The sequence below is a fragment of the Bacillus sp. B19-2 genome (assembly GCF_022832475.1).
Taxonomy (GTDB): domain Bacteria; phylum Bacillota; class Bacilli; order Bacillales; family Bacillaceae; genus Bacillus; species Bacillus paralicheniformis.
The window spans coordinates 228,516-240,578 of record NZ_JALHKQ010000005.1 but is presented as its reverse complement, the minus strand read 5'-3'; the positions used below and the strand labels follow the sequence as shown (position 1 = coordinate 240,578).

The window sequence follows — 12,063 nt, the reverse complement described above, 5'->3', positions numbered from 1 at the left end:
GCCGGCTGATTTTTTATCATGAGCCGTTTGCCTGAGACGCTGCAGCCGAGCTCGTCATAATGGCGATTGCTGCCGTCTGCTGTGCTTGAATAACGGCTTCAAGCGTTTGATAAAGTCCTGTTTCCAGAAGCGCCGAATCTTCTGTTTTTTCGCTCATGTACAAGTTGACGGCTGTTTTCAGATTCATGTCTTTCTGCCACCTGAACAGTTTATCGCTGTTCAATGCGCCTGCCATGATTGTGATGGCATCTATGTCTTTTTCACCGTTCTCAAGCAACGCAAGCAGTCCGATTTCCGGGTAATGGACAGACTTCGGTCTTCTATGCTTTTTTGTAAATTCATCGTATATCCGAAGGGAGCGGGCGACAAGCTGATCAGAATCCCGCTCCGGCAAAAGCGAGAGGATGTGGCTGAGAAACTGCAAATCGTTCCCTTTGCGAAAACCCGCTTGGTTTAGCTTTTGGTAAAACGCTTCGATATAGTCAATCAGTTCACCCGTCTCCATGTCTGAACCGGCCAAAAGCACGGCGAGCGGGTAGTCGCCGGCAGATGTTAAAAAGACGTGCTTGTCCTTCATTCCTTTGTAAATAGACAAAGCCCGGTTGATTTTGTCTTCATGATCATGCTCATCAGGATATTTTGTTAAAAGGATAAGTGCGGACAAGTAGGTGAAAATACTTTTTTTGAATCCGTTGTCGGTCAGTTTTTCATAAAGTACGAAAAAAGGTCTGATATGCGTTTCAGGTTCTTCGAAGCGCACGTCAAACATAGCGGCGAATGTATAGCGATGGGCCGACTTTAACGGCGAAAATGTCCCGGCGGCTTGTTTGACGGCCTCACTAAGCGTTAAAAACCGTTCTTTATCAAAAGGCCGCTTGTTGACGACATACATGGAAGCAATCATCATCAATGTCCGCTGATCTGTGACTTTCCATTTCAAATCGCTTTTTAACTCAGAGTAAATTGCTTTATATTGATCCAATCGCTGCTGCAGTTTAGCAGATGCCATTTATCAGTCTCCTTCCTCGGTTTGCGTCGTTTTTGTATATACGAAGCAAAGGGAAATAAGTTTCATAGATTTGGCATCATACCGGGCTTTTGCTTAATAATATGGAAAAGGATACAGCGCAGCAATAAAAACAAACGGGAAGATCCTTCTCCTGAATCGTCGGAATCGCCGGCGCTGATATCCGTATCCGCCGTAAAACTGCCTTTCATCTGTCACGTCTTCGGGAATGAGGAGAGATGCTTCCTGACGGTTCACCCCTTCAAGGATGCCGTGAACGGAACGGCCGTCCTTCATTTTCAGCACGACGTGATAGTGCATGTATTTGCGGCATAAATCATGCAAAGACCTTTGATGATCATGAGGCATTGAGCAAACGGCACCTTTCGGAACACTCATATTCCTTTCCATCTCCTTTTAGATTCATGGTATTCATCAAATGGATGAATGTTCCGGCTTGGAACGGTGAAGCCGTGATATATGTAAAAAAGCCGATATAAATCGGCTTTAAAGATCAATGGTCAGCACTTCTTTCTGCGGCACTTGAAACGGTCGTCATCATCATCAGAAAAACACTTTCTTTTTCTGCATTTGAACCGGTCATCGTCAGAGCTGCGGGTTGTATCCGTTTTATCCGTTTTATCCGTTTTATTCGTTTTATCCGCTTTATCCGCTTTATCGGTATCCGCCGAACGCAGTGCGTTCCTTGACTGTCTTTCTTTTTCCCGCTCAGGGCTGTATGGATCGTAATTGTCATAGTACTCTTCGTAGCTGTTCATTTTGAGGCAATCACCTGCCTTTGACTCATGATATGATAATGTATTATAAAGAGAGGCGATTTGCCTGTGCATATATAATGGTTTGTTGTGCCGTAAATAAGCTGATCAACTGACAAAATTCAACATTGAATAAAGGATTTTTCGCTTCAACCGCTAATATTATATGTATCAACCATTTTTTTACGACTGCGCCTGCCGGTGCTTGCGAGAAAGCATTCAGGCGGACAGTCTGATAGGATAGAAGGGGCGGAATGCCGATGAAGCGATCCGGAAGTGAAGGAGAGTACTTATGAAAAATAGTAGAAAAAAAGAAATCTTATCGTGGGTGAAAACACTTGTCATAGCCGCCGCGCTTGTGATGGTTTGCCGCTATTTTCTGTTTACGCCGTCAACTGTTTTGGGAGATTCAATGTATCCGACTTTAGAGGACGGCAACATGGTCATGGTTAGTAAAATCAGCGATATTCAGCGCTTTGATAAAATTATTTTTCACGCGCCTGATTCTGATGAAAACTATGTGAAAAGGGTGATCGGCCTTCCGGGAGATACGATCGAAATGAAGGATGATGTCCTTTATATCAACGGAAAAGCATACGATGAGCCTTATTTAAAGAAAAACAAACAAAAATTGACGCTTCATGAACATTTAACAGATAATTTCACACTGGAGAAATTGACCGGCAAACAAAAGGTGCCGGAAGACCACTTGTTCGTGATGGGTGATAACCGTCAAAACAGTAAGGACAGCCGCTTTTTCGGATTTATTACAATGGACTCCGTTGTCGGCAAAGTTGAGTTCCGTTATTTTCCTTTCAATGAGATCGGCGGAATAGAATAGAAACGAAAAAGGCTTCCCATGATACGAATGGGGAGTTTTTTAGCATTCGCACATTTTGGCGAGCAGGCGGTTTGAAACATTGTCTGTACAGTGAAATAATGAAAAAAGAAGCTGGACAACAAGGAGGATGAGCAGATGAAAGTGTTTGTAGTGGGGGCGAACGGACAAATCGGGCGCCGCTTGACGAAAAGTTTGAATGAGAGCGACGAACATCAAGTCAGAGCAATGGTGAGAAACGAAGAGCAGGCGCAGGCTTTGAAACAATCGGGAACAGAAACCGCGCTCGCTAATTTAGAAGGCACCGTGGAAAGCATCGCAGAAGCGGCGAAAGGCTGCGACGCGATTGTCTTTACCGCCGGCTCAGGCGGCAAAACGGGCGCTGATAAAACGCTTTTGGTGGATTTGGATGGGGCGGTTAAAACGATCGAAGCCGCCGAAAAAGCGGGCATCCGCCGATTTATTATGGTCAGCACATTGCAGGCACACCGCCGTGAAAATTGGAGTGAAGCGTTAAAGCCGTATTATGTCGCCAAACATTATGCGGATCGGATTCTTGAAGGCAGCGGATTAAACTACACGATTATCCGTCCGGGAGGCCTGTTAAACGAACCGGGTACAGGCCGGGTGAAAGCGGCGGAAAACCTTGAGCGCAGAACGATTCCGCGAGAAGATGTGGCTGATACCATCTTGGCGGCGCTCACCGAAGAGCATACATTCCGGCGCTCATTCGATTTGGTTTCGGGTGATCAAACGCCCGCCGAGGCGCTTAAATCGATATAAAAGTAATTCGGGGAACCTGTGGTCAGAAGGTTCCCCGGTGTTTTTACAGAAGCGGAATATAGATGGTCATCTTCATCTCGTTCGGCGGCACCGAACGGCACACATCAGTCACTTCAAAGTCCGGTCCTTCTGTTCTCTCATAATTGGTATTCATCAGCCATGATCCATAGATGTATCTTCTTGTGTTCTGCACGGATTCGGTCGATCCGTTCACATGAAATACGGCGTATTTGCCGCCGGGAATTTTCGTATACATAAGCGGCTCCGGCACTTCTCCGGCTGCTGTTTCGCGAACGGCTTCCCCGATGATAAATGAGAAACCTCCGTTATCCTGGAAGCGGCATGACAGCCCGTAACACATATTCGGATCCGTTTTTTGAGGGATTTGCATAAAGTATCCATTTCTGCCGAAATCGTTGTAGAATTTCGGGATATCTTCGAAATACTTTTCATCGTTTAAATTTGTCCGGTACTCGTATCCGATCATATGTATATCGTTTAAATGAGTGATGTGCGGCTTTGGGATGTTCATATCTCCAGTCATCCTTTCTTTATATTCGAGGAAATTAATTTCGGTTTGAAAATCAAGCTTGACCTTTGCCTTGCGGTACTTGGCCGGAGTGATGCCGAAGTACTGTGAGAATGCCCTGCCGAAAGCTTCCTGTGAGCCATAGCCGAAATCGATTGCGATCTCGAGAATGGAACGGTCCGTTTTCTCAAGCAGAAGCGCAGCTTCAGACAGACGCCGGTTGCGAATGTACTGATAAACGGAAAAACCGGAGATCGCCTGAAAAAGCCTTTGAAAATGAAACGGGGAGAAACACGATTTAGCCGCAATATCCGTAATGTTTAAATCGTTTTGAAGGTGTTCTTCGATAAAATGAACCGCGTTTTGAATTCTTTCGTAATCATCCATATTCATCCACAGCCTTTACGATTTGATGATCCTATTGTACAGGATCAAGCGATGGTTTTTTTGATGATTTGTGCTTTTTTAAAAGCCTCCAAATGCGGAGGCTTTTTCTTATTGATGACGAACATCCGTCACTTCAAGGGGACGCATCATATCGTAATCTTCGTGCTCCAGGATGTGGCAGTGCCAAACATATCTGCCGCTGTACGGCGCGAAGGTTGCGATAATGCGCGTCACCGAGCCCGGAGGTACTTTGACGGTGTCTTTCAGCCCTTTTTCATTCTGTGCCGGTTGAACCGCCGGACCTGTAAAGACAAGTTCTCTGTTTTCCTGATACCGCTCGATATCAAACGGCCGGTGGTCGAGAATTAAAAATTGGACAAGATGTAAATGGATCGGATGGATCGCCCTTCCGGCATTGATAATCGACCAGATCTCAGTGCTGCCGAGGGCGGGAGTTTCAGTTACCGGTTCATGCCATTTTGTGTTGTTTAAAAGCAGAACAGGTCTTCCATATTGGTCAAGGGACGCGCCCAATGACAGATTTCTAAGGGCATTGATCTTGTGTCTCCGGTAAAATGGGCGTTTTCTCAATATTCTCGGCAATGAACTTGTATCTTTTTGTTTCAATGGTTTTGAGATGCGGAATTGCATGATGTCGGCATCTGTATCGGGATCTGCGTCTTGTCCGCCGCAGCCGATCCGGTTTTTCAATGTCACGGTTTTTCCTTCAGCTCGTGAAAAATCAACGATGATATCGCACCTTTCAGCCGGTGCGATCACAAGTTCATTGACTTTAACCGGATGCTGCAGAAGACCTCCGTCCGTGCCGATTTGGTGAAATGTGATGTCATGATCGAAATACAGCTCAAAGATTCTCGTATTGGAGGCGTTCAGTATCCGAAACCGGTATTTTCGGGGTTCCAGTTCAGCAAAAGGCCATACCTTGCCGTTGACTAAAATGGTATCACCGCAAAAAGCCGGAACAATCGACGGGTCCGGAAGATCCGGCGAAGGGTTGTCAGGCTGCCGCGGATAAAACAATGAACCATCTTCATGAAAGGACTTATCCTGAATCAAGAGAGGAATTTCATATTCTCCCCTCGGCAAGTTCAACGACCGCTCTTCCCTGTCGCGGATAAAGTATAAACCAACAAGCCCCGCATATACATTCAGCCTTGTAATCGCCATTGCATGGTCATGATACCAAAGAGCCGTAGCATCCTGCTCATTCGGATATTCATACACCTCCCTTTCAAAAAAAGGGCCTTTGACTTGAAAGTCTTTAGTGTACCAGGCTTCCGGGTAACCGTCGCTATCAGGCGGTGTCCGGCCTCCATGCAGATGAACGACCGTTTTGACTTCATGTTCATGATGGCCGTCGTCATGAATTGTATGGTCGACGGGGAGAAAATGATGATCCGGAAGCTTATTCAACCATTTGACCGCGACTTTTTCGTGTTTCTGCACTTCAAAGGTGGGGCCGGGATAGCCCCCGTTATATCCAAACAGCCGGGTCGGCGGCAGATCGCGGTGGAGCTGCTGCTGAAATTCTTTCATCGTGACTTCATAATAGGTCATTTCCTTGCTTTTGCTGTGGGGTTTAAGCACTTTCGGAATGGGGAGTTTGTCAACGAATTTTTCAAGTTTCATGTCTCACCTGTCCTCTTTTGTTCTAATGAAAAGATCATTACATTATAAGACGGGTTGCATGGTCTGGTTCCTCATGATGAGAATAAGAAATGTAATTTGTGCTGAGAATGTTAAAAAAAAGAATCGATCATGACAAGAAGATGAACAGAATATTTCCTAACGATTAAAAATCGCCTTAAGGCATGTTTCGCGGAGGAAGAAAGGCGGGGATGATGATACATTATGTGTAAACCCTTTCTTATGGGGCGAAGCGGTCTGAAAGGAGATACCCGTATTGCAGAAAAGAATAGAGTGGATTGATGTTTCGAAGGGCGTGGGAATTATATTGGTCGTGTTGGGCCATACACCGACACCGGATTGGCTGAAAACGTTCATATTCGCATTTCATATGCCGCTGTTTTTCTTTCTGTCCGGCCTCGTTTACCATGATGGGAAGATGACTTTTACATCATTTCTCTTTAAAAAAATAAAGACGCTTCTTTTGCCGTACTTCATTTTCTCCGTTCTTGCCTATTTATTCTGGGTTCTCGTCGAGAGACATTTTACGTTCACCGGGAGTTCGGATGTCGATCCGGTTGTACCGTTTAAAGGCATTTTTTATTCGATGCCTGATGACTACATGCTGACACACAACCCGGCGCTCTGGTTTTTAACATGCTTATTCATCGTTGAAATGCTGTTTTTTATCGTGAAGAGATGGGGGAAAGGCAGGCTGTTTATTGTCATTGCCGTAATGGTGTCGGCCGCTTTGGGCTATTTGAATGATCAATATGTGGGCATCAAGCTGCCGTGGAATATTGAAGTGGCCCTGACCGCCATCGTCTTTTATTCGGCCGGTTTTCTGTCGAGAAATAGCCTGAGGGAGATGAAAGACCGAAGAATGCTGCTCCCAGCGCTTCTCTTATTCATCGCGGTCGGCTGTTTACAGACCATGAACGTCAGAGTGGATATGAGAGCCAATGAGTACGGAAACATGGCAATCTTTTATTTGACCTCATTTCTGGGAACGGCAGGCGTCATTTTCAGCAGTTTTAAACTCGAAAAAACGAAGCTGCTCCAATTCCTCGGCAAAAACTCGCTGATCATTCTCGTACTGCACTACCCGGTCATCAGGTTGCTGAAAGCCGTCATCTACTACTTCACGCAGGTTTCTCTTGATGAGACATACGGTTCCATGTTGTGGAGCGCGCTTTACACCGGCATGACATTGCTTGTTATGGTGCCTTGCATCTTTTTATTGAACCGGTATCCGATCGTGCTTGGGCGGAAGAAATGCAATTAAAAAACTTGCAAAGGAGACTTTGCAAGTTTTTTTGAATTATTGAAGATTAAAAGTGATTTTTTCATCATTCCAAAAATTAGAAGTGAAGATAACTTTATATGTTTTGCTCTTTTTTGTCTGAAAAGCGATAGTTCCAGAAACCTTACCGTCTTTTGTCAGATTTCCAGATGATAATTGGTCATCTTCTGAAAGTGCATAAGTATTATGCGTAATTTGTCCATCTTCGTTTTGAATTTGAAAATCAAGCGGGTTATAAGAAATATCTTTATCGCTTTTATTTTCTATGTTAACTGTTACAATCACATATTCATTACCTTTTTTTGGCTTGATAAATTTATTGCCCATCGATTTTTTAACGTTGGTAACTGTAATTTGGGTGCCATCCAGATCTGCTGTTTCATTTAAGCCAAATTCAGTTTTTTCTTCTTTGGAATCGTCATTGCTTTTTTCTTCGCTAGTTTTTGCGGCTGTCGTCTTTGCACTGCTACCGGACGATTTGCTTTCTTGAGAAGAAGAGCCGCTTGAAGCGAATATCATGACGAATACGATGGATCCAATAATCGTGACATAGAACCACCATCTTTTAAAGACAAGGCCTTTATTCTCGCCGCTGAACAATGCTTTACATCCGCCGATTAAAAGGAGAATAAGCGGAACGATATATGCCAGGCTGACACCGACAGTTCCTCCAATTGCAGCCGCGATATAAAAAGTACCCGCTAATTTAGTATGTTTTTTTACGATACATGCACCGACGATGGCCAGTGCAGACAGCAAAATAACCGCCCAGGATGATCCGATAACTTCTCCAGCGCCATCCGCTTCTAAAGCGGCGCCTAACCCTCCGAATAATAAACCTGAAAATCCTGCAAAAATCCCGAAAATACCGCCTAGCAACCCCAGTACAAATTCTGCTGTACGTTTGACAGGGGCTTGAAAATTTGTTTGTTCTGACATGTAATGTCCCCCTTATAATCTATGTCATAATGTCTAGAACATAATAATCCAAAAAAGGAAAAAAGTCCATATATCTTTCGTGACTATTTTACTATTATTTTATATTGTCAGAGTTCTAAAGACTATTTTTGACTTTTTTTAATATCGTTTAAATTTTGGATTTGTTTAATGTTTTTTAGAAGAATCATGCAGGGGCACTAAAGAAAAAATATTCAGAAAGAAGATACCGCCCTTTTCATCCTATGCAGCGTGAATAAATTGAGGTTTTCGCAAAATCCTTATACAGAGCGGGTTTTACCGGTTTTGACCCAACTGAAATTTGTTTCCTTATATAAAAAAAGTTCTACTCTGACTATATTTCTGCAAGAAGTGAATCATGTTTCTATAGACTCACTCAAGTTTTGCTTTGTATGATTAAAAGCGAAAACACGGATGGGAAAGGAAGCTTTTTATGGAACGGTATGATGAATTAAAAAAAGGTGAAACCGGGGCATGGGTCAGCATCATCGCTTACATTGTGCTGTCGGCTGTTAAATTGGCCGTCGGGCTTCTATTTCACTCCGAAGCCCTCAGAGCCGACGGACTGAACAATACAACAGATATTATCGCCTCAGTAGCGGTGCTGATCGGCCTCAGGATTTCTCAGAAGCCGCCTGATGAAGACCATCCGTACGGACATTTCCGCGCTGAGACGATCGCCTCGATGATCGCTTCATTTATCATGATGGTGGTCGGTCTTGAAGTGCTGTACAGCTCGGGCGAAATGCTGTTTAATCCGAAAGAAACGACACCGGACATGATTGCGGCCTGGACGGCGGCAGGCAGTGCCATCGTAATGTTTTTGGTTTTCCTCTACAATAAAAGGCTGGCAAAAAAGGTAAACAGCCATGCCCTCTATGCAGCCGCCGCCGATAATAAATCAGATGCCTATGTCAGCATCGGAACGTTCGCAGGTATCTTTGCTTCGCAATTTAACCTTGCCTGGGTCGATACGGCAGCCGCGTTTATCATCGGATTGATCATCTGCAAAACGGCTTGGGGGATTTTTAAAGAGGCGGCCCATTCTTTGACGGACGGATTCGATATTAAACATATTTCAACATATAAAGAAACGATCCGGAAAGTTCCCGGCGTCGGCAACATCAAAGATGTTAAAGCGCGTTATTTGGGCAGCGCCATCCACGTGGAAATCATCGTGGAAGTGAGATCCGACCTCAACATTGCAGAAAGCCATGATATCGCCGATGAAATTGAGAGAAGAATGCAGGAGGAACACTCGATCGTTCATTCCCATGTTCACATCGAGCCCTCTGGAGAGAAATAAGAAGCGGTCACTGACCGCTTTCAGCGTGATTGAAAACCCTCGCATTCGTTGTCAGGCCTGCGCGTCGGTGCTCACGAATTCCAACATTCGCTGCGCTCCGATGCTCGGCCTTCCTAGACTGCAAGGGTTTTCAATCACGCTGAAAGGATGACAAAATCCCAAAACTAAGAGCCGTTTTGGGATTTTTTCAACAATTTGGAAGCGGTCACTGACCGCTTTTTTGTTTTTCCAATCTGAAATTCGAAATAAAAAAAGACAAAACTCTATTTTCCCCCAGTTAGTTGTTTTCTGAGAGTACATCGTTTATGGTAAAGTTAAATAAATTCGATTCGTCAGCAATGAGGAGGAAGAGGATGGCATACGAAGAAACGCTGCATCCCGTTTTGGGAAAAGTAGCTGATAATATTGACAAAGTAATGGTAGGAAAGAAAGATATTGCCGTTTTAAGCCTGACTGCCATTCTTGCAAACGGACACGTCCTGCTGGAAGACGTTCCAGGCGTCGGGAAGACGATGATGGTTCGCGCCCTGGCAAAGTCAACCGGCGCTGAATTTAAGAGAATCCAGTTTACGCCAGATTTACTGCCTTCAGATGTAACAGGCGTTTCCATATATAATCCGAAAACACTGGAATTTGAATACCGTTCAGGCCCGATTATGGGAGATATCATTCTCGCAGATGAAATCAACAGAACATCGCCGAAAACGCAGTCGGCGCTTCTGGAAGCGATGGAAGAAGGAAGTGTGACAGTAGACGGCGTGACAATGCCGCTTTCAAAACCTTTTTTTGTGATGGCTACGCAAAACCCCGTCGAGTATGAAGGGACATATCCGCTGCCGGAAGCTCAGCTTGACCGCTTTTTATTCAAGCTGAGAATGGGGTATCCGACAGTGCGCGAAGAGCTTCAAGTGCTCGATCTTCAGGAAAACCGCAGCCCGATTGAGGAAGTTGAGCCTGTCATAGAGAAAGAAGAGCTTGCCGCATTTCAAAAAGAGGCTGATAAGGTATATGTAGACGCTGCGATTAAAGAATACATTGTTGAGATCGCCCAAAAAACGAGGAGTCATTCCGCAGTTTATCTCGGCGTGAGTCCGCGCGGCTCAATCGCCTTGATGAAGGCTGCTCAGGCGTTTGCATTTTTATATAACCGTGATTATGTCATTCCTGATGATATTCAGTATTTGGCGCCTTTTACCCTTGCACACAGAATGATTCTGCGGTCAGAGGCGAAATTTGAAGGAAAGCGGCCTGAAGCTGTTCTTCAGGACATTATGTCAAAAACGGAAGTTCCGGTCGGAAGGCCGATGAGCAACTGATGAGAGAGCGCATCGGTCTTGTGAAGTACGGATGGAAGCTGTTTATCGTGTTTCTTCTGTTTGCTTCAACGTTTTGCTATGCAATGTTTCAAGGGGGATTTGTCAGCTGGTTTTTGTTCTACTCATTTCTTCCCTTTGTGCTTTATGCTTTCCTGTTTGCCTTTTATCCGCTGAAGAATATGACAGCGGAGCGGAGGCTGAGCCGCGGGCAGTATAAAGCCGGTGATCAATTGGAAGCTTTCGTCGTGCTAAAGAGAAAATGGCCCTTTCCGATTATGTTTATGATCGTGGAAGACTGTCTGCCTGATTCGCTGGGGAGAAATGGGGGTTCGGCAGAAGCCAAACAGTTTCTCTTTCCTTGGTTTAAAAAAGTAATTAAGATGACGTACACGATCAATTCGGTTCCGAGAGGAGACCACCGTTTAGCAAAAATCAGGGTCCGCACAGGTGATCCGCTCGGACTGCTGGAAAGAGAATGCGAGATTCAATTGGAAGACTCCTTTCTCGTTCTGCCTTCCTATCAGGAGATCACTTACCGCGCCAGCGGAGGCGCTTATGATGAACATGCAGGCCGCGTTTCAGAGCTTCGCCGAAAGGACAGCACACTGGCATCAGGTATCAGGGAATACCAACCGGGCGACCGGTTTGCATGGGTCGACTGGAAGACGTCAGCACGGCGCAGCCAGCTGATGACGAAGGAATTTGAGCAGACGAAAGGGGATGACCTGCTCGTCTTTATGGATCAGTCTCCCTCTGATGCTTTTGAAGAGATCGTCGCGTTTACCGCTTCAATCATTCGTTCGGCCATGCGGAGCGGGACGAATGCAGGGCTTGTTTCCACAGGAAAGGAGCGGAATGTCTTCCCGGTTCGGCAAGGGGAGGAGCACCTGAGAAAGCTGTTTTACTACTTGGCGCTTGCGGATTGCGATGCAGTTCTGCCGTTTCACGGTCTGCTGGAGGGTGAATTCGGCCATCCCGATATGAGAAAAGCCGTTAAGTATATTGTGACAAGCCGCATCACCAACGAATTGGTTCAGGTTTTGAAGAAACCGCTCTCCGGCGGACTGCCCGTCATTTGTTTGGTGAAGAAAAAAGGCGGAGCCCTCTCAAGTGAGGAAAGCGCCGCTGTCCAACAATTAAAAGCGCGGGGGATTGAAGTGAACGTCATTTACGGGGAACATTTTTCCCGGGGTTTTGCTGAAGCGAGGTGAGAAA

The 12,063-nt window shown here is 45.3% G+C and carries 11 protein-coding genes and 2 pseudogenes; 6 read left to right on the top strand and 7 right to left on the bottom strand.

What is annotated here, in order from left to right; translation table 11 throughout:
• Positions 1-16: 16 nt before the first annotated feature.
• From MST20_RS18895 to MST20_RS18885, 3 genes are all read right to left on the bottom strand, one after another.
• Positions 17-1,009, bottom strand: a complete 993-nt coding sequence (locus tag MST20_RS18895; RefSeq protein ID WP_243944173.1) for a DUF4003 domain-containing protein — start codon at positions 1,007-1,009, stop codon at positions 17-19.
• 93 nt (positions 1,010-1,102) lie between these two features.
• Complete coding sequence (locus MST20_RS18890) at positions 1,103-1,405, bottom strand: small nuclear ribonucleoprotein (RefSeq protein WP_243944171.1); 303 nt, start codon at positions 1,403-1,405, stop codon at positions 1,103-1,105.
• Positions 1,406-1,527: 122 nt separating this feature from the next.
• On the bottom strand, positions 1,528-1,785 hold the full coding sequence (locus MST20_RS18885; RefSeq protein WP_243944169.1) for a hypothetical protein: 258 nt from the start codon (positions 1,783-1,785) through the stop codon (positions 1,528-1,530).
• Positions 1,786-2,074: 289 nt separating this feature from the next.
• On the opposite strand from MST20_RS18885, the gene lepB reads away from it, so the two are divergent.
• Positions 2,075-2,623 carry a signal peptidase I gene (lepB, locus tag MST20_RS18880; RefSeq protein ID WP_243944167.1) on the top strand — a complete coding sequence of 183 codons (549 nt, stop codon included), beginning with the start codon at positions 2,075-2,077 and terminating at the stop codon, positions 2,621-2,623.
• 135 nt (positions 2,624-2,758) lie between these two features.
• Positions 2,759-3,403 (top strand): SDR family oxidoreductase, encoded by a 645-nt coding sequence (locus tag MST20_RS18875; protein ID WP_026578946.1) that lies wholly within the window; start codon positions 2,759-2,761, stop codon positions 3,401-3,403.
• A gap of 43 nt (positions 3,404-3,446) precedes the next feature.
• Here the strand turns inward: MST20_RS18875 and MST20_RS18870 are convergent, their stop codons facing one another.
• A complete protein-coding gene (locus MST20_RS18870) occupies positions 3,447-4,319 on the bottom strand; it encodes an AraC family transcriptional regulator (protein WP_279600209.1) in 873 nt (290 codons plus the stop codon).
• Positions 4,320-4,427: 108 nt separating this feature from the next.
• Positions 4,428-5,969 carry a multicopper oxidase family protein gene (locus MST20_RS18865; protein ID WP_243944163.1) on the bottom strand — a complete coding sequence of 514 codons (1,542 nt, stop codon included), beginning with the start codon at positions 5,967-5,969 and terminating at the stop codon, positions 4,428-4,430.
• Between the two features lie 274 nt (positions 5,970-6,243).
• Between MST20_RS18865 and MST20_RS18860 the strand changes: the two genes are divergently transcribed.
• On the top strand, positions 6,244-7,251 hold the full coding sequence (locus MST20_RS18860) for an acyltransferase family protein (RefSeq protein WP_243944161.1): 1,008 nt from the start codon (positions 6,244-6,246) through the stop codon (positions 7,249-7,251).
• A gap of 36 nt (positions 7,252-7,287) precedes the next feature.
• Here MST20_RS18860 and MST20_RS18855 read toward each other — a convergent pair.
• Positions 7,288-7,599: pseudogene (locus MST20_RS18855) on the bottom strand (DUF4352 domain-containing protein); the annotation flags it as partial.
• 264 nt (positions 7,600-7,863) lie between these two features.
• Positions 7,864-8,208, bottom strand: a pseudogene (locus tag MST20_RS18850) (DUF4064 domain-containing protein); the annotation flags it as partial.
• 451 nt (positions 8,209-8,659) lie between these two features.
• Here MST20_RS18850 and MST20_RS18845 point away from each other — a divergent pair.
• The 3 genes from MST20_RS18845 to MST20_RS18835 all read left to right on the top strand — a co-directional run bounded on the left by MST20_RS18845 (position 8,660) and on the right by MST20_RS18835 (position 12,059).
• On the top strand, positions 8,660-9,532 hold the full coding sequence (locus MST20_RS18845) for a cation diffusion facilitator family transporter (RefSeq protein WP_165426230.1): 873 nt from the start codon (positions 8,660-8,662) through the stop codon (positions 9,530-9,532).
• A 353-nt stretch (positions 9,533-9,885) separates the two neighbouring features.
• On the top strand, positions 9,886-10,848 hold the full coding sequence (locus MST20_RS18840) for an AAA family ATPase (protein WP_243944160.1): 963 nt from the start codon (positions 9,886-9,888) through the stop codon (positions 10,846-10,848).
• Positions 10,848-12,059, top strand: a complete 1,212-nt coding sequence (locus tag MST20_RS18835; protein WP_243944158.1) for a DUF58 domain-containing protein — start codon at positions 10,848-10,850, stop codon at positions 12,057-12,059. The genes MST20_RS18840 and MST20_RS18835 overlap by 1 nt, the downstream gene beginning before the upstream one ends.
• Positions 12,060-12,063 lie beyond the last annotated feature (4 nt).